The 19,495-nt window shown below is 40.0% G+C and carries 15 protein-coding genes; 1 reads left to right on the plus strand and 14 read right to left on the minus strand.

The features are described 5' to 3' along the window. Nucleotides 1–130: 130 nt before the first annotated feature. Nucleotides 131–2,257 (minus strand): AAA family ATPase, encoded by a 2,127-nt coding sequence (locus ACGLYD_RS11600; protein WP_399627973.1) that lies wholly within the window; start codon nucleotides 2,255–2,257, stop codon nucleotides 131–133. A 308-nt stretch (nucleotides 2,258–2,565) separates the two neighbouring features. Between ACGLYD_RS11600 and ACGLYD_RS11605 the strand changes: the two genes are divergently transcribed. After that, complete coding sequence (locus tag ACGLYD_RS11605; RefSeq protein ID WP_340767545.1) at nucleotides 2,566–2,862, plus strand: DUF3219 family protein; 297 nt, start codon at nucleotides 2,566–2,568, stop codon at nucleotides 2,860–2,862. 228 nt (nucleotides 2,863–3,090) lie between these two features. On the opposite strand, the gene ACGLYD_RS11610 is transcribed toward ACGLYD_RS11605, so the two are convergent. From ACGLYD_RS11610 to ACGLYD_RS11670, 13 genes are all read right to left on the minus strand, one after another. Continuing rightward, nucleotides 3,091–4,269: a MalY/PatB family protein gene (locus ACGLYD_RS11610; protein ID WP_399627976.1), complete on the minus strand. Its 1,179-nt coding sequence runs from the start codon at nucleotides 4,267–4,269 to the stop codon at nucleotides 3,091–3,093. 522 nt (nucleotides 4,270–4,791) lie between these two features. Next, nucleotides 4,792–5,436: a VTT domain-containing protein gene (locus tag ACGLYD_RS11615; protein WP_340742438.1), complete on the minus strand. Its 645-nt coding sequence runs from the start codon at nucleotides 5,434–5,436 to the stop codon at nucleotides 4,792–4,794. Nucleotides 5,437–5,799: 363 nt separating this feature from the next. Beyond that, on the minus strand, nucleotides 5,800–6,177 hold the full coding sequence (locus tag ACGLYD_RS11620; protein ID WP_067210880.1) for a PH domain-containing protein: 378 nt from the start codon (nucleotides 6,175–6,177) through the stop codon (nucleotides 5,800–5,802). A gap of 494 nt (nucleotides 6,178–6,671) precedes the next feature. Further along, nucleotides 6,672–8,114, minus strand: a complete 1,443-nt coding sequence (locus ACGLYD_RS11625; protein ID WP_399627981.1) for an S-layer homology domain-containing protein — start codon at nucleotides 8,112–8,114, stop codon at nucleotides 6,672–6,674. 458 nt (nucleotides 8,115–8,572) lie between these two features. Next, the gene (locus tag ACGLYD_RS11630) at nucleotides 8,573–9,937 is read right to left on the minus strand and encodes an S-layer homology domain-containing protein (protein WP_399627984.1); all 1,365 of its coding nucleotides are present in this window, start codon (nucleotides 9,935–9,937) and stop codon (nucleotides 8,573–8,575) included. A gap of 194 nt (nucleotides 9,938–10,131) precedes the next feature. Continuing rightward, nucleotides 10,132–11,610: an S-layer homology domain-containing protein gene (locus ACGLYD_RS11635; protein ID WP_399627987.1), complete on the minus strand. Its 1,479-nt coding sequence runs from the start codon at nucleotides 11,608–11,610 to the stop codon at nucleotides 10,132–10,134. Between the two features lie 204 nt (nucleotides 11,611–11,814). Continuing rightward, entirely contained in the window at nucleotides 11,815–12,888 is a 1,074-nt protein-coding gene (locus tag ACGLYD_RS11640) for a S26 family signal peptidase (protein ID WP_340742442.1), read from the minus strand. Continuing rightward, nucleotides 12,885–13,388: a sigma-70 family RNA polymerase sigma factor gene (locus ACGLYD_RS11645; protein WP_399627992.1), complete on the minus strand. Its 504-nt coding sequence runs from the start codon at nucleotides 13,386–13,388 to the stop codon at nucleotides 12,885–12,887. Before ACGLYD_RS11645 ends, ACGLYD_RS11640 begins: the two co-directional genes overlap by 4 nt. A 20-nt stretch (nucleotides 13,389–13,408) precedes the next feature. Then, nucleotides 13,409–14,680 carry a polysaccharide deacetylase family protein gene (locus ACGLYD_RS11650; RefSeq protein WP_399627995.1) on the minus strand — a complete coding sequence of 424 codons (1,272 nt, stop codon included), beginning with the start codon at nucleotides 14,678–14,680 and terminating at the stop codon, nucleotides 13,409–13,411. Between the two features lie 321 nt (nucleotides 14,681–15,001). Further along, on the minus strand, nucleotides 15,002–15,712 hold the full coding sequence (locus ACGLYD_RS11655; protein ID WP_399627998.1) for a LysM peptidoglycan-binding domain-containing protein: 711 nt from the start codon (nucleotides 15,710–15,712) through the stop codon (nucleotides 15,002–15,004). 551 nt (nucleotides 15,713–16,263) lie between these two features. Then, nucleotides 16,264–17,514, minus strand: coding sequence for an amidohydrolase family protein (locus ACGLYD_RS11660; RefSeq protein ID WP_399628001.1), 1,251 nt, complete (start codon nucleotides 17,512–17,514; stop codon nucleotides 16,264–16,266). Nucleotides 17,515–17,915: 401 nt separating this feature from the next. Beyond that, nucleotides 17,916–18,890: a proline dehydrogenase family protein gene (locus ACGLYD_RS11665; RefSeq protein WP_338655988.1), complete on the minus strand. Its 975-nt coding sequence runs from the start codon at nucleotides 18,888–18,890 to the stop codon at nucleotides 17,916–17,918. 55 nt (nucleotides 18,891–18,945) lie between these two features. Next, on the minus strand, nucleotides 18,946–19,470 hold the full coding sequence (locus tag ACGLYD_RS11670) for a DUF2179 domain-containing protein (protein ID WP_067210904.1): 525 nt from the start codon (nucleotides 19,468–19,470) through the stop codon (nucleotides 18,946–18,948). Between the last annotated feature and the right edge of the window lie 25 nt (nucleotides 19,471–19,495).

A 19,495-nucleotide genomic window follows, 5' to 3' on the forward strand; every position in this document is an offset into this window, starting at 1 on the left:
AAGAGAGCTGTGAAAATGAAGGTCTTCAAGCCCAACTCGCCAGTGTTTTATGAAAATAAAAAAACTGTCAACCAAATCCGTTTGGTTGACAGTTTATTCATATCAAAGGGGTCCTATGTCAGGAATGAAGTTACACTTTGTTGACGACAATTTCTTCCTCCACGAGATCTACACGGACTTTTTCAACATGATCTTCTAAAATAAGATCTGTTAATGGATCTTCGATTTTATCTTGAATGACTCTGCGAAGTGGTCGGGCTCCGAAACGTTTATCATAGCCTAATTTGACCAATGCTTGTTTTGCTTCTTGGGAAATCGTGATGGCAATATTATTCTCTTCGATTGTTACTTGTAAATCAACAAGCATTAAGTCCACGATTTCCAGTAGATGTTCCTCTGTTAATTCGTTAAATGAAACAATTGCATCGAAACGATTGAGAAATTCAGGTTTGAAATAATCGCCCAGCATTTCGAGTTTTGTAACGGACTCATGTACTGTTTGATTGAAACCGACACTCACTTTTTTGTCACCTGTTCCAGCATTACTTGTCATAACAATGACCGTATCTTTGAAACTGACTGTCCGACCATGTGAATCTGTTAAGCGGCCATCCTCCATAATCTGAAGGAACATATTTTGAACGTCTGGATGCGCTTTTTCAATTTCGTCAAGGAGTAAAATTGAATACGGATTCCGGCGTACTTGTTCTGTTAATTGACCAGCTTCTTCATGCCCTATATAACCTGGAGGGGAGCCAATAATTTTAGACACAGCATGTTTCTCCATATATTCACTCATGTCGAGGCGTATTAACGTGTCACGTGAACCAAATAATTCTTCTGCCAGGACTTTTGTGATTTCTGTTTTACCAACACCCGTTGGGCCAACAAATAAGAAAGAGCCAATGGGACGATTTTTGGCTTTAAGTCCCGCACGGCTACGACGAATTGCTTTTGCGACTTTATCGACCGCCTCTTCTTGACCGATGACTTTTTTGCTGAGATTTTCCTGAAGACCTTTCATTTTCACTTGTTCTGCTGCTTGTAGTTTTGTCACAGGAATTCCTGTTTTCTCTTCGACAATTAACTCAATATCTGCAACAGAAACTTCTATTTTTTCCGCTTCCCCACTCTGTTTCGCTTCTTCCAATTGTTTACGTAATTGAATTTCCTCAAAACGTAAATTTGCCGCTTTTTCATAGTCTTCCACTTCTGCTGCTTGTTCTTTTTCTTGAATGATTTCGCCGAGACGCATACCAATTGAATCTAAATCTGAATTAGTGGTGACATGTGTAAGGTTTAAACGTGACCCGACTTCATCCATCAAGTCAATCGCTTTGTCCGGTAAAAAACGATCTTGAATATAGCGTTGTGATAAGGTAACAAAAGCTTGCACCGCTTCATCTGTATAGCGTACTTCATGGAAATTTTCGTAACGTCCTTTTAACCCGTTTAAGATTTTAATCGTATCTTCTGCAGATGGTTCCTTGACGATAATCGGTTGGAACCGACGTTCAAGTGCAGCATCTTTTTCGATTTGACGATATTCTTTCAATGTCGTTGCCCCAATGAGTTGCAAGCCCCCCCGTGCTAAGGCTGGCTTCAAAATATTGCCGGCATCCATTTGCGATCCTTCTGTTGAACCTGCACCAACGAGCAAGTGAATTTCATCAATGAATAAAATTACATCTGTTCGGGCTTGAAGTTCTTCAATTAGTTGTTTCATCCGCTCTTCAAACTGACCACGAATGCCCGTATTGGTAACAAGTGAAGCAACGTCTAATAAGTACACTTCTTTATTCAGTAGTTTCATCGGTACATCGCCTTCGAGGATTTTTACTGCGAGCCCCTCGGCGATTGCTGTTTTACCAACTCCAGGCTCACCTATTAGCACTGGGTTGTTTTTATTTCTTCTATTTAGCGTTTCGATGACACGTCTCACTTCTTGATCACGTCCGATGACCGGGTCAATCAGTCCTTTTCTTGCTTCGTCTGATATATTTTTACCAAGTTGGTCTAACAAACCGTTGCCGTGACCTTCTTCTGTTTGCTTTGTTTGAGTTTTTGCCTGTTGGCCACCGTTTGCTTTGAAAAAGTGATTCGCATTGTCACTAAATGACGGCATCTTGCCTGCCTGTAATTGACCTTGGATTTCTTGAAAGCACGTAAGACACATATTGATGTGCATACCTTGCTGATTCACTTGAAATCTTAAACTCATCGTCGCTTCGTTTTTACCACAATGTTGACACTGCATATTCGTTTCCTCCCTTTATCTTCATTTATCTATCCCGCTTGGCTTTGACTATATTTGATCTATGAATTTATTGTACACTGACCTTTTTTGACTTTCAAGAAACTTGCTTGAATGTCTTTGATTTCCCCAATGAATCCTCATGCCCAAACAGAGTATCAACATTTGGGATTAGTATCGTCTGAAGCTGGGCAACCGCAACAAGTCTAAATTGTGTATACCGAAAGTATGCGTGCTTACAAAACAATAATGTCTAGTGTATCATTGACATTTCAAGTCAATACCTAGAATTTGAAATAGGAGTGATCCTCTTGACCAGTACAATTATTTTAAATGACAAAGTAATTGATTTATGTAGTTATGAAGACGAAAAAGTAAATGGATTATATAAAGTTTCAGTTGAATTTAACGTAACAAGTGATGATTACCATGACATTACAACTTTACTTTACAATGGAACTTTTGACGTGAATATTCCTGAGCAAGACTTACTTTTTAGAGGAACGATTCATAATTATTCTACTTCCATTACTAATTTGTACGTAAAAGATCAAATCGGAAAGTTTAAATTGACTTTGTTAGAAGTGAGTCATAAAGAAGAGGAGTAGAATGGAGTTTAACGAGATTAAGCATATTTGATCAGTTCCCGTTCTCTTTAAATAAAAATCGGTACCTATGCAACAAATAACAACGAACAATTCATACAATTACATAAGAATTTAAATGACACTAGATATTGAAAAAAATACCTAGCCCATGCCTAATAAACATGTAATTATAGTGGATTACCAGAATTGTTCCATGCATAGGTACCTGATATTTATTTTAGTCAGGATTTATAACCGCAATTGAATGATCGCTTCTTTCATTTGTTGAGCTGCTTTCTCTACTGTTGAGCGAGAGCAAGCAAGGTTCATACGGACAAATCCTTCGCCTCCAGGGCCAAAGACATACCCTTGATTTAAAGCGACTTTTGCTTTAGAGAGGAACAGTTTTTCCAACTCTTCGGGCGTGAGTCCCAATTCCCGACAATCAATCCAAGCCAGATAAGTCGCTTCTAATGGTAATACTTTTAATACGGGTAAATTGGATTTGAAATACTTCGTAATGAAGTGCAAATTTCCTTCAACATAGTCAAGAACTTCCTCCAGCCATTGTCCACCGTAATTATACGCGGCCTCTGTGGCAAGTGCACCAAATGAGTTCGACATTGTAACAGCGTATTTATCGCCTTCCATTACAAACTTCTCTCGTAGCGCTTTATTGGAAATTATGATATTCGATGTTTGTAAACCAGCAAGATTGAATGTTTTACTTGGTGCCGTACAAATGATGCTATTGTCAGCAAACTGTTCTGAAATAGCCGAAAATGGAATGTGTTTTCCAGGCTTGAATACAAGATCCTGATGAATTTCATCGGATACAACAAGGACTCCACGTTCCAGACAGATGTCACCGAGCCGTTTAAGTTCTGATTCCGTCCAAACACGGCCACCAGGATTTTGTGGATTACAAAGGAGAATTATTTTAACCGAAGAATCTATTTTTGAAATCAGATCTTCAAAGTCCATCTCAAATCTACCTTCATTGAACAGAAGTGGATTATATACGACCTGCCGATCATGATTTTGAATCGCTTTCATGAATGGATAATATACGGGCGGTTGAACAATGATTTTGTCACCTGGCTTACTAAAAGCTTGGACAATTAAATTTAAAGCGGTAACGACCCCTGGACTATGACAAATCCACTCTTTTTCTATTACCCAATTATGGTGGTCTTTCATCCAATCGATTATAGCTTCATAGTAGCTTGGCTTCCTCGTCGTATATCCAAAAATACCGTGTTCTGCTTGGGACTGGATTGCTTTGACTACTTCATCTGGAACTTTAAAATCCATATCCGCAACCCAAAGCGGAAGCAACTCTTTTTCACCGAACAATTCCTCTGTTGCATCCCATTTCACAGATGCAGTGTTCGAACGCTCAACTACTTTGTCAAAGTCGTATTTCATAAAAACCGCCCCTTTTTCTACTCATTTGAATTCAAATACCCTAGTAAGTCTGACATTTTCTCTACTTAAAATTGGATTTCACTTCAAAGCTGTCTATTATGCAGCTCAGTACTAGCAGCTAGTCCTAGGACAAAAGTTGAACTTGAACCCGAAGCTGTCTATCCAAACCATATTTCGGATTGTTCCCTACAATGGTAACATAAGCGCAACTGTTAACATCGCACGAAACGCTTCCGAATCACTAAATTCGCCAATTCCTTTATCTACTATTCTCCTTGTTGGAGTAACGCGCCCGTTTGCTTAATAGCGATGCTTCATCTCTGATTGGTAGTTTTATACAAAATTGATGATAATTCGTTGTCAATCAACGAAACAAACTGATTAACTAGTTACATGATCTAATCGTTAAATAACAAGATTAAAAAAATCAGACAACATATCACTGTCTGATTTCTCGCTACTGACTTAACATTTTAAATTTGAACTATGAATCCCTATTTTATGGTTTAATTAAATTGTTTTTTAGTTCTTTTTTCGCAAAGTAACTTTTTTAAAATAGTAATATACAATGAATCCTGAAAGAATAATGATTCCAGTCACATATTCATTGAAACCTTGTGAAAGCAATCCTGCCTGAATAAGAGTATAAACAAAGAATATAGTAATATTTCCTAATGCTGTTGCGATAATAAAATATGAAAGTCGAATGGTACTAACACCTGAAACACCGTTAATGATACTTGTAGGAGCAAAAGGAAATATTCTTGCCCCAAATACATACCATAGTCCACTCTGTTCTACTTTACTAATATTGGACAAATTAACTTTTTTCAGTACAAAATCTTGAAGGACATATCGAATACTTAGAAATACAATTATCGCACAGAGAATGCTCGTTAATATGCTCCACACGATACCTAATTGAAAACCAAAAAGAGTATTATTTATCAAAATGACAAGGAAAAGTGGTATTACAGGAAATGTATTATGAACCAACATAATCATGAAGGTAATGAACAAAGTGAAAGCTTTATTATCTCCTAATATAGAAGTGATAGACTCTATATTTCCGGAGATAATACTGCGAAATAAATCGGTATTTAAATTAACGAAGAACAAGATCATAATTACGAGAAAAATAATTGTCGCTTTTTTCCCCCTGTTCAATAAGCTCACCCTTCCTCGAAAACAATGCTTTAATTTTATATTCATCCTAGTGTTGATCTACCGTCTGGAATAGAAGTCCAATATTAAAGGCAACCGTTGATTACGGCCACTTGTGACATCTTATTTACCAGTCCACTCCAAGGGATTTACCACGCCACGCCAAATGTATTTGCCAGTTGTGTAATGCAATGTAGAAGTACAGACCTTTGCAACAAATTTGTACAGTTATATGTTGACATTAAGAATCCACTCAACAATGCTCGGCGCTTTGGGATGCCTCCCGCAATAAGCCAGACAGATGGTAGTTAAGGAATGATACTAAACGCTTAATTGTATACATTGGATAGGTCCACATTATCAAGTTCATTTCAAAACATATTCTGCTAGCACACTTTGTACTTTATAAACATTCAACGATTTATTGAATTTCTTTTGAATTGGTACAGAACTCCCCGATAGCCAGATTTTCAGTTCAGCCTCCAGATCAAACGTTCCTGCAGTTTCTATCGAGAAATGTACAATACTTTTGTACGGAATGGAATGATACTCAACTTTCTTTCCTGTGACGCCCTGTTTATCTACAAGAATTAGACGTTTATCCGTAAATATCAACAGATCTCTAATCAGTTTATATGCATGCTCTACCTTTTCAGTAAGTGCTAGTAAATCCTTCATTTCCTTCTCTACTTTGCTCACTTCAATTTCAGATACATTCCCCATTATGCCGTCAAAAATACTCATTATTATTCCTCCAATTCATAGTGTTTTCTAAGCCTCTATTAAAAGGTACCCAGTACTAATACATTATATAATTGCCTCGGGACCAGATTCGTTAAATTATTGAACCATTCTCCCACATTATAATACTCATCTGAATCAATTCATCCCGGTCAATCATTCGGACATCATTTCATTTCGCTAACATCAAAGACTGTTTCGTATATATTCTGTTAGCAACCACCCATGCAGCTCTAGCATTATACATCTTAATCGCTGGAATCACTTCCTGAATCAACTTTAACACCAACTGGCTTTAAAGAGGTAGCTCCGTGTCAGACACAATGACGAACACTTCACATTTTCAAGTAATTATGCACAAAGTAAAGAAAAACTCCATGGATGTTGATTTATTTTGCATTATTTAGAAATGCTTGTATTTTTTTACTTATTAGGTACCTAAAATCTAAAACCCCTTAACCAATTTACATAGGCTAAGGGGTTTCAGTGGTTCAATATTAGTAATCTTCATTTTGTTTGGAAGCATTTACATTTATAATAGACCCCAGTTTGCGGACTTGTATGTCAAATCGATCAACAGCGGCTTTGCTGTTAGGGAAAACGATTTGCAGTTTGCCTTCCGATACACCGGTGATGTGGAATCTGTTGGAGTTTTTATCCCTCGAAATGATGGCAATCTTTTCGCCACCTTTTGGCATAACATATTCCCCAAATTGATCGGCCGTACCACCAAGATCGATTGTGAAAGTTGGTTTTTCTTCAAGCTTATGGACAGATAAATAAAAGGATGGCTTATAGACGGATGCAGCAACCGCATGGCGAGCTTTCTTTCCACTAGCGTATTGGACTGTCGCGATATATTCTCCCGGATCATCTATTGAAAAACACTCGGGAGCGGCGTGGAGAGGATGGTAATCACAAGATTTTAACTTAACTTCCTGTTGGATTGTTTCACCTTCCATCGTGGCAAGTGAAATATTTTTCACCTGTTCTCCCGATGAGCTTAAGAGAACTTCAGTCGTAAGGATGTCTTCTGACTCTTCCAATGTAATTTTTAATTGTTCGTCTTCTTTCGTCACATGTACATAATACTTCCTATAGTCGTCATGCGAATCCACACCTGTTATAGGATCCCTTGTACTTCCCGTCATAGAAAGCGTGGTAGTACCTTCACGCATAGGAACAAGTTGAATTTCTTCCCAGTTGAACTTATCACTTGCAACCGTATGAATGATGTTGTCTTGGTCATGGTAGCTCGAGTATGAATAGATGGAATTCCAGCCATAGTCAGCTGCTTTAAGCGTAACGATTGACGCTTTCACTTTCTCCGCTTTTGTAATGAGTACTGCAGCCTGTGCTCTTGAAATCGGTGCATTGGGGCTGAATGTTGTTGGAGTGGTCCCTGATGTAATCCCCATTTTGTACAGAATGTTAATAGTCGTTTGGTGACTGGCCAAACGTTGGGTATCCGTGAATGGATTTTCACTACTACTGTAGTAATAGGGAGGAAAACCAAAAGCTTTTACAAGAATGGAAGCCATTTGCGCCCGAGTAATCGAATCATTCGGTCCGAATCGTCCATCCCCGTAGCCATTAATAACGTCTGCATTGGCAAGTGCTGCAATTGCACCATAACTCCACTGAGACGACGCCACATCCTTGAATTTAGGGTCTTTGACATTCTTCGTATCATACTTCAACAGCTTCGCGATAATGGCAGCTGCCTGTCCGCGTGTGATGGATGCGGCAGACTTGAATGTACCATCCTCGTACCCACTTATGATGTTTCGATTTGCAAGTTCATAAACCGCACTCGCATAATGTTTGGTAGTCGGCACATCCGAAAAATCGCTTGAAATTTCCGCACTAGCCTGCGAGACTAACAAACTGCCTGCAATTGCAAGTGCCACCACAGTCAACTTTACCTTTTGGATGAACATTTTATCAACTCCTCTGGAATTTATTAATATAGTAAAAGAGGTACCCATGTCAGACAGAAAGACAAACAATTCACATTCCCATGTAATTTTACAAAGAATCGAGAATAACCGAATAGGTATTGATTTACTTTGTATTATTATAGAATTGAGTTGTCTTTACTGAATAGCTCTGCGCACGGGTACCTAAAATTGAGTGAATGGAAAACCAGATTTGTGTCTTTATATAGTAAGCGGTTGGTTGACGGCTTCTTTTTCTGGACAAATAACACCTGGTTTTCCGAATATTAAAGAGGTACCTGTGTCAGACAAAAAGACGAGTAATTTACACATGCAAGTAATTATGCAAAAATTAAAGAAAAATCGCATATGTGTTGATTTACTTTGCATTATTATAGAATTGTATTCTATTCCCTAAATAGTTTCGCGCACAGTTATCTAAAAATAGGGAAGTCTTTTTATCATTTCTTCAACGAATGTTTCTTCCCTTTCGTGTCTGTCACAATCAACTGCGTATCCGTCACTTCCATCCGTTTCCCAAGGATATTCGACAACTTGATTGTTTTTTTATCCAGTAAACTGTACTTGAAGACGCCTTTTTTATTGAAATAATACATCGTGGAGTGGTCATGCAGCACGGAGAGGAAATCGTCGCCCGCTTCCCGATACAGGTTTGGTTGGTTGTTTGATTCCTCGTAATAGTCATACGTCACGCGCGCATCAAAAGTAAATTCCTTCCTCTTATCGCTGCTGCCATCCATCGCTGTGGAATAAAGCGATAACGTAGTGTCCACAAAATCATCCGGACCAATGTAGGGTAGACCCCTACCTGTGTAGAAAATCCGATCATTCCAAACAAACACATTGCTCATCAGGCTCGGCTCTTTCATTTTCACCAAATCTTGTCCATCCGTCTTCATCTTCATCACAGCGTAAGCAAATGGCACTTCATCCGCTTCGGAAAATCCGCCGCTCCAGTAAGGGATATACAGCTCATCGTTATAAAGGACGAGCCGGGTATTATCATGCATGAAAATAACCGAGCCGAAATCCCATTGGCTCTTCGGTATATCCTCTCTTTTCAAAATCACTTCGCGTTTACCGGTTTCCTTATTTTCTTTGATAATAGAATAATTGTACTTTTGGTCCCGCTCAGTGAAATAGGTAAAGCCACCCTGTTCAACGGTTTTACCTTTTGTACTGACATAAGAATGGTAGTTGCTTAGTTTCATCTTATCATCCATGGCACGGACTAAAAATGCCGAAAACTGTGCACGCGTGACAGAGTCTGATGGCATATATTTGCCGTTCGATCCGCCCGCGACGCGCTGTTTTGCGATTCCATTGATGTCCTGATAGGCCCAGTGTGACGGTGTGACGTCAATAAATGTTGCTTGCTTGTCGAGCGGCATGTCGAACGCGCGACGCAGGATCGCGGCCATTTGCGCGCGAGATGTTTTTTCACCAGGACGCATGTAGCCATTGTCGCCGCGGAGAATTCCTTTTTCATTCACCGTCGCCAGGATCTGATAATACGGTGATTTTTTGGATACGTCTTTGAATGCGACGGAGGTATTTTCCGTCAGTGGAATTTTTAATGCCTTGATGAGCATCGATGCTGCTTGCGACCGAGTGATCGGCTCATTCGGCTTGAATGTGCCATCCGAATAGCCGCCGATAATATTTCGGTCGGATAAATACATGATTTCACTTTTTGCCCAATGCTTACCCACGTCGGAAAACTGAGTGGCAGCCTGTACTTGAAATGGAGTCGCAACGAAAATGAGCAGTAGAGCCGTCAATACGGCAGTCAGTTTACTTTTCAAAATGATAGAACCTCCTATTTTTTAACAAGGTGCCTGCGGAAAGAAATGATTCATTCCACAGGCACCTTAAATCCATACTGTTGGGTGGTTGGAAAACCACTATGGTATCTCCATATAAAAAGCGGTACCAGTGTCTAATACAGTTCGAAATTGTGATGGATGCTGGTACCCTAAATTCATTTATACTCCTTCCATCAGTGGTCCACGTAGACATCCTTGTACATACCAATATTCATAATAGGGCCTAATTGCTCTACATACACATTGATGCCTAGGAAATAATTGTCGGTATTGTCCGGGAACTTAATGGAGAATGAACCTGCTTTCTTGGCATCAGCGCGGAACAAGTTACTTTCTGGATCTCTTGTGACCACGGCAATCTGCTCGGCATCTTTTGGTATTACATGCCTTCCTATCTTCCCATCTGCTCCCAAATTCAATGTCGCGGACGTCTTTTCCTCTAATATCCGCATGCTGAAATAAAAACTCGGAGCGGAACTTTCCACCACCATGCCATACCGTACTTCTTCTCCATCAGCAAAACGGACAGTGGCGATATACCGACCCGGTTTATCGATTCCGATACGTATATTATTATACTTGCCATCCTGATTGACCTCTTCAGCATCGTAGCAATCAGAGGGACTGTTCGAGAGACATTTGCTGAACTTCACGTTGTCAGACAGCTTCTTTCCATCCATCGTGGAGAGCGAAACGTTCTGGACTTGTTCTTTAACACTGATTATAGCTGGTGTAGTTAGAAAATCTTCGGTCTCTTCCAATGTCAACTTCAGCTCGCCATCGACTTCTTTGATATACACATAATACTTTTGGTAGTATTTCTTATCCGGATTTCCCGAATACACTAAAGCGACACTAAATGTACCCGTCCCTTCTTGTAGCGGGACTAAGTGGATCTTATCCGCCGTACGGCTATTGGGTTTATCGCTTCCTACCACTGCATGGAACAAACCGGTATCCTTATGATTGGAATCGAACATTTTAAACTGTTCCCACTTGTAGTCGCTTGCCCGCACCGTAACAATCGGCGCCTTCGCTTCCTCGGTCGCCTTCAGCATTTTAGCCGCTTGTCCTCTTGTAATGGACTCATTCGGGCTGAACCTGTCAGCAGATTTTCCTGTAGTAATGCCAAGTCTGTAGATGGTCAAAATATTCTGATCATGACCTGTCCCAAGTTTCACATCTTCGAATGGACTTTTATACGACGTGAAGTCATAACGCGGCAAATCGAACGCTTTAACGAGAATCGAAGCCATCTGTCCACGTGTAATTGGATCGTTCGGACCATAACGTCCATCCCCATAGCCGCTGATGATGCTTTTTTCCGCCATAGCTGCAATGGCTTTGTAGTAGCCGTTCGCTTTCGGGACATCTTTAAACCCTGGATCTTTCACTTTAGAGGTGTCCAACTTGATCATCTTCGCGATGATTGCGGCCGCCTGTCCTCTTGTGATAGAGTTTCCGGGTTTGAATGTGCCGTCCGAATAGCCTCCGATAATATTGCGTTCCGCCAAATTATAGACTGCTTCTGCAAAATGTTTTGATGATGGTACGTCTGAAAATCGCTCTGTGCTTGCTGCAAACGTGCCGGATAAAGGCAGACCGCAAGCGAGCAATAGTGCGCCGAGTACCATAATAAGTTTCTTCCTCACTCGCATTCTTCCTTTCTATTCTAGTAGTAGTTTTTGATATAGAAGAAACTATTCGCTATTACCAATGTTTTTCAAACTAGCTGATGGAAAACCAGGTTGGTGTCTCTATATAGTGAGCGGTTGGTTGACGGCTACTTCTTCTGGACAGCTGCCAACCTGGTTTTCCGAAAAAAATTATGGCGGGGTTCCCATACCCCTCCTTTGCTATTCTGCTATCACCCAACGATCTGAGCCTGCATCCTGCTTCATTGTAAACACCCGCTCCGCTACCCCTTCTCGCTCATATTGGTAGTGGATTTCAAGCTCATTCTCAGAAACAGGAGCCGTTTTCCGATAAGATGCCTCTAAAAAAAGTTCACCTAACCGGCTAATTTGTGTAAACGCAGGCGTTTCCGGCAAATTGCCGAAGCCCAACAGTTCGTCATACAAATACAAATCAAAATATTGCTCCGGTGTATATTCACCAGTAAGCTGTCCGGATAAATAATCCATATACATCGAATGGGTACGCTCTTCCGTTGCAATGCCTACAACTTCTCCATAAATTTTATGCACTGGGGTAATCGCTGCCCCCTGCACCGTTTTACTTGCTGGAAAATGGTTCACTAATAAATATTCGCGCGCATTCAACAGCTGGTCGTAACCTCCTACAATCGCGATTCCCTGTTTTTCATAACGATCCCTAATTTCAGATGGCAACGGTTTGCCGTTTATCTTCAACTGGCCGTTTTTCAGCACGACACGATCTCCCGGGACCGCAATCACCTCGTAGTAGGCATCCATATATGTCGGTAAATGGCTAGTCGTATTTGTCATCGTGCGTACAATGTCGCCCGCCTCATAGACAACCTCATCGAATAAATTCGCTTTGCGCTCAATGACCGTATGGAATGCATCCGAACTCCCTGTTAATGAAAATTTTTCTTTATCCACATAATATAGACCGTCGACTTGATCAAAATTCGGAAGTGACGCAAATTCCTCATAATCAACTGATGACAGTTGATTCTTCTTCTGCAGTGCCGAGATTTGCGCCAAGTCATCCAGTGGATCATATGGGACACCTGGTCCCTTATTTGAAGAAAGAAAATTCAGAGGGTCGATTGTGAGTATAAAAAACAGTGCAACTACAGGTATCGCCGCAGAGACAAATAGCACTTGCCAAGAAAACTTTTTAACCGGTGGCCGTACACGTTCATGTACACGCTGCTTTATCCGCCTTTCCTGCTTCGATGTATCGCCCATCATTTGATCGAGCTTACTTTTAAAATCGCTCAATTGCTCTCTACCTCCCTGTCCTCTTCCTCAAAAAATTCCTTTAGCTGCTGCTTTGCCCTTCGCAGCCGTGTTTTTACGGTATTTTCATTCAGCTGCAGATAGTTTGCTATTTCCGCTATAGATTGCTCGTCATAATAAAATAATATTAAAGGCTCGCGGTATTTTAACGGAAGCAGGAAAAGATTTTTTTCAAGTGTTGCCAGCCGCTCTTGCTCCAACACTACTTCTTCTGCGCCTTTTGCCGAAACAAAGATTGTATCGAACAGTACATCTTTTTTATGCTTCCACGAGCGCAAATAATCTTTTGCACGATTGGCTGTCATTTTCGTTAAATAGGTCTTCAAGGATGCCTCATTGCGAAACTGGTCACTCTTTTGAAAATACGTAATAAATACTTCTTGTACAACATCCTCCGCAGTCGACCAATTCTTCACATATAAATAAGCGATACGCACTAAATAACGCGAATGCTCATCGATTATTTGATCAATAGTACTCATTTACAAACCCTCGCCCTCTTCTACGGCCACGTCATATCCCCCTCCACATACGCAACAAATTGCTCAAACGACTTTTTTTCTGTTATTCCATATCGGCATACTTCATAATTTGAAGTCTTCCTATTTGCATACCCTTCTTTCGTCGTAAAGCCAATCAGCACCCCTGCCTCTTTAGCCGCCGCGATGAAATCTTCATTATAATGCCCATACGGATAGGCTAATGAAACCGCTGCCGGCACTTGCTCAATATTTTGCTGTAAATCCAAAAGAATCTCTTCTTTTGAACGATCTAACGCAATACCTTCACCTGAAACCTTATTAAGTGAATGCAATTCATATGTATGTGCTTCGAACTGGAAAACATCCGCCAGCTCTTCTAAATCTGCAGCAGTAAAAAACTGCAGCGGACCTTCCGCATCAAACAGCTGCGCTCCCTGCGCCCGATCCGTACGTGAGGAAATAATGTGCTGAAGCGCACGAAACCCGTATTGCTTCAAAACGGGATATGCATACTCCTTCGTTGACAATAACCCGTCGTCGAATGTAATGAGCACTGCTTTGCTCGGTACAATAAGGCGCCCTTCCAAATAATCATACAGCTGATGTGCCGTCAGCGTCTCGAAATGATGATCCGCCAAGTACCCCATCTGCTGCTCAAATACTTCCAAGGAAATCGTACTATCCATCGTTCTCATCGACTCGCGAGGCAAAACCTGATGGTACACAAGCACCGGTAGACCCGTATCCATTGCAACGGACTGCTTAGAAATATATCCCGGTCGCTCTCCTATTGTAAGGATATACCAATCCTCTTCCTCCCGTACAATCGGATAGCGAAACCCTTCTTCCAACTCCAGTATAACGCTGCTCTGCAAATCAGCATCCTCGTAAACTGCCGTTTTTTGCAGCGTATGAACCGCAGCCAACCGCTCCGTATGTACAACTGTCGAAAGCTTCTTTTTTTCAACCGTCGCCTGTCCCTTACGGACAAAGGCTGTCATATTTCCCAATCGAAGCTCATAATATGCCTCATCCTCACCTGTGATAGCAACGGGCTGATCCGCCTCCAACTCGCCAATCTGCGTCAAGGCCGCCCCTTTCATGTAAATCGGCTGACGTTCCTGCACTGTCAACACCCGTTCAAATACCCGCTTCGTGACAAACCGCTCCGCTTCCTTACCCTGCGCAAACACTCTTCCTTGCGATTCAACCAAAATCCATATCGCACCAATACTCATTATAAATACAATCAAGCAAACAACAAACGACAATTTACTGGAAATCTTCCTCATCCCTTTACCTCCACCGTCTATTAAGCAACGTACAGACGTAGGTTTTCAGAAAAAGTTTCAAAAGTTTTTTAGGGATGGGAGAATCTATGCTGAAGCCGGCGACTGCACGCAAAGATGAGGATACTTCATAGGTTAATCCCTCATTTGAATTAGCTTTTGTATTTCTTGATAAATAAGTCCGTTTGTCATTTGTTTAGCCCATCGCCCGCAGGTATTTGAAGATACGCAAAAAACTCAGCCCTTTTTACGTACAAGGCTGAGTTGCATTCTTTTCTTTACAATTTCAGTAAAACTTCTAACTACCAGTAATCGGTAATAGTATCAATCTAGAACTTTAATCGTAACCGTTTTACGTCCCCAATTTAGTGCGTCTTGCTCATTTTCCATAAAGACATCAATTCTTTTCCCCTTAATAGAACTGCCAGTATCTCCCGCGATGGCTTCTCCGTACCCTTCAACCCACACGCGTGTTCCTAGCGGGATTATTGTAGGGTCAACCGCAATGACCTTTTTGTCAGGATTTGAACGCAAGTCAATACCCGATGCCGTTACACCCGAGCATCCTTCACAATAAGCGGTATACGCTGTTGCTGTAACTGTCATTTCATTAGTTGCTGAAGCAACAGCTTTCTTTGTAACATTGTTAGTAGATGAATTTGCTGAAGCTGTTTTTGACCCTTCTACTACTAATTTTTCTCCTGGGCGGATGATATCACTTGAAATACCATTCTTATTCTTTAATTCATCCACTGAAAGGTTGTTATTTTTCGCAATTTCGAAAAGAGTATCACCTTTCACAACTACGTGTACTTCCATCTTATCTTCCACTTTTAGTTTTTGTGACGGATAGATACGAGTAGAATTTAATCCGTTCAAAGTTTGTAATTCTTCTACGCTTACATTAGCCTCTTGTGAAATAGACCATAATGTCTCTCCCGATTCTACCGTATGGACGCTAGATGCAGATGCTTGACCCGCCGCCCCTACTGATAATGTTGCTAGTGCCGCTAGTGCAATGATGTGTTTTTTCATGTGATGAATTTCCTCCCTTTCACTAACCTGCATTAGCATAACACCCGCAGATATCATAGCCGTTACAGAATTGTGTGCAGGAGATATCAATCGCGTGACACTATTCATCTCATTGATTTATTTGTAATAAAAAGAAAGTAGTGACTGAGTTTTAAAAAGACTATGTACCGAATGGGTTTTATTGAAATTCCAAAAAGCTTTTTCCAAAATGGAGAGAAGTGGGAATCAATCTGAACAATAATGATGTGATAAATTGCCAATACCACGAGAATCAAAGTCGTTTGAATGGATGTTGCGGCCTGGATGGTTGTGACGGCCCAAACCGAGTTTGTGTGAACGGTCATGAAATCGCAACGAAGCGATGTGATTGTTGGGCGTATCATTACACCAGATTTGATCCTGAAGCTGTAAATTTCGTTGATTGACAGTAATGCTATTCCGCCATAGAAAAATGAACTATTTACTATTAATTCGAAGCTTACCAAATAAAAAAATCCCCTCAATTTTGTGTCGAGGAGACTGAACTCTTTAGGGATGATGAAGGAATCTTATTATTGTTTTAAGAAATCTATTTCTATTTCATTTTTTCGTGGTTCACGTTTAAACAGATATTTACCATTCCTAATTGATGCAATTACTTCTGCACGCTCACGAATTGCTTCATAAGAATCTTGTGCATCTAAAACGATAAAGTTAGCTGGTTTTCCCACTTCAATGCCATACTCATCGTTTACTCTCATAAGGTTTGCACCGTGGTATGTGATTAGGTTGAACGCCTTATTGATTTCATCAATGTGTGTATAATGTGCTAAATGGATACCATTGTCTAAAATGTTCATCATATTTCCATTGCCTAATGGATACCAGTAATCCGCAATGGAATCTTGAGCAAATGCAACATTATTCCCATTATTTAATAACTCTTTTACTCGTGTTAAACCACGGCGTTTAGGATAACTGTCGCCACGTCCTTGTAGATGCGCGTTTTCAGTTGGACAAGAAATAAAATTAATTTGTGATTCTTTAAATAAACCTAACATTTTATTGGCATAACTGTTATCTACTGAACCAAAGCTACATGTATGACTTGCTGTTGTGTATTTACCATAGTTTTTTTCCATAACAAACGCATTTAACACTTCTAAAAACCGACTATTTGGATCATCGTTTTCATCACAGTGAATATCAATCATCACGTTATATTTTATTGCCATATTGACAATACGTTTCAATGATTCAACGCCATGTTCATATGAAATTTCAAAGTGTGGGATTCCTCCCGCTACGTCAGCACCCATTTTAAGTGCTTCTTCCATTAAACGTTCTGCACCTTTATATCTAAAGAACCCTTCTTGAGGAAATGCTACAAGTTGTAATGTAACGATATCTTTCAATTCTTCGCGTAGTTTAATTAAAGCTTTCATCCCGGTTAAATTAGGATCAGTAATATCCACATGCGTACGAATGAACTGAACCCCTTTACTCAATTCTTTTTGAATTCCTTTAATCGCACGTCCACGCACCATTTCTTCAGTCAATGATTTCTTATTATCACTCCAACGCTGTATACCTTCAAATAACGTACCTGATACATTCGCATTTCCTTCTCCTAGCCCTGAAAAGATATAATCTAAGTGTAAATGAGGGTCAACATAGGGTGGCAACACCAAACAGCCTTTTAGATCAATCACTTCATCTGCGTTGTTTAAATTATTACCGATTGCTTTAAACTGACCGTTTTCCACTAAAAATTCATGGGATTCTGGATCCCCATATATATTCGCATTAATAAATTTCTTCATGTATACATCACTCCTTTAGTCATTCTAATATAGTACATTGTTATATTCCAATGTTAGCCTTCAGACCACTGAAAACATGAAAGAAGGAGGGATTAGGCTATTTTACCCTTCTTTTTTAAAAATATTTCCCCATTGCTATTTGTGCTGGCGACAAGTAGTAAGTCTTGTGACAATTTAAATGAAGTATCTGTGTCAGACAAAGAACAAACAATTCATATATTAAAGTAATTATACGAAAGTAAAGAAAAATCGCCTAGGTATTGATTTACTTTGTATTAGAGAATTGAGTTGCATTTACTAAATAGCTCCCCGTGTAGGTGCATAGTTTTTATTCACACAAAACGCCCGGTTCAAATGATAGCCTCATTTGAATCGGGATTGCTATTCGTATTATGGAAAATTTATTTCCTTTTAGACGCTCTACCCAGCAAAAATGCCCCTGCCGATAGACAAATAACCTTATTCGTTTTCTTATTAAACATTTGTTTAACAACGAGATTTAAATTCTGTGGACGTTCCGCAAGACGCCTCATGAAATAGCCATACCAGTCACTACCAAAAGGAACGTATGTACAGAAATTATAGCCTTCACTCGACAATTGAAGCTGCATATCTGTTCTAAAGCCGTACAACATTTGGAATTCGAACTTGTCATTTGAGATGTTGTTCGTTTTCACAAACTTTTTCACATGGTTAATGACTACATGGTCATGTGTCGCAATTGAAGTGAATTTACCGTTTAACAGATGCCATTCGATGAGCTTAATATAGTTATCATCAATTTCTTTCTTATTTTGATAGGCAACTTCTTCTGACTCTTTGTATGCACCTTTCACAATCCGTAAGCGGTAGTTTTTATATTTTTGGATGTCATCTACTGCTCGGAAGAAATAAGCTTGAATCACTGTTCCTATATTAGAATACTCCTCAGATAGCGTTTCTAATAAATCAAACGATGATTGTAGACGGTTGTAATCCTCCATGTCAAAGTTGATGAAAATATCATAAGCGCTCGCTTTACTCACGATTTCCTTTAAATTTTCCAAACAGAAATCATAGTCGATATCCAGACCAAGTTGAGACGGTTTTAATGAGATATGTGCATCCACTTTATGTGTATGGATTCCTTCGATCACCTCAAGAATTTGTCCTTTTGCTTCGGTGGCTTCCTCTTTTTCAAAAACGAATTCGCCTAAATTATCGACCGTACAAGAAATCCCTTGCGCATTCAGTTCTTTTATACTTTCAATCGTTTCAGCGACATTCGTCCCTGCGACAACATGTTGTGCGCCTAATTTCAAACCGTACTTTTTAGCTGCAGTATTTAGTAGTTGGTTTTGGGATAACCCAATAAATAAATCTTTTAATAAAGCCATTCTCATACCCCTCACTCTCTTTTTATCGGTATTCATATTCAACATTTTCTTCAGATTAATTTCGTCCTGAGTTAAGGTTTTTAAGCAAAAATCCGCCGTTGAACTTGTTCGGTTCATAGGAGATGATAAAAGCTTTAGGCGCATATGAGAGGACAAGTTTTCTTAATTTCTGTTCGTAATTTCGTTTCGCTAACACTTTCATAACGAGTCGTTTACCATCTTTTCCATCTGCAACCCAAGAAGTTACACCATACCCTTGTTCCCGGATTTTCATGGGAATTTCAATCTCAAGTGAATCAACGACAACGTCAAAGACGATATAACCGAGTGCCAAGCGCTCTTCAATCTTACTTCCGAGGAAGACACCCATTCCCCAGCCTATACAATACGCTGCAATATTGATGGGATTATCTAAATTGTCCAGAACAATTGTCAATCCCATCAGGTACACAAACACTTCGCCCGTCGATAGAATCGATGCCGCCATTCGGTACCCTTTAATGACTAGGATGACGCGCAACGTGAATAAGGAAACATAAACGATATTAATGGCGATGATGATAAATAGTATAGCTGTCATGGGATCCCCCTCAGGTCTTTACCTA

It is taken from the genome of Sporosarcina sp. SG10008 (genome assembly GCF_044569405.1).
Classification (GTDB): domain Bacteria; phylum Bacillota; class Bacilli; order Bacillales_A; family Planococcaceae; genus Sporosarcina; species Sporosarcina psychrophila.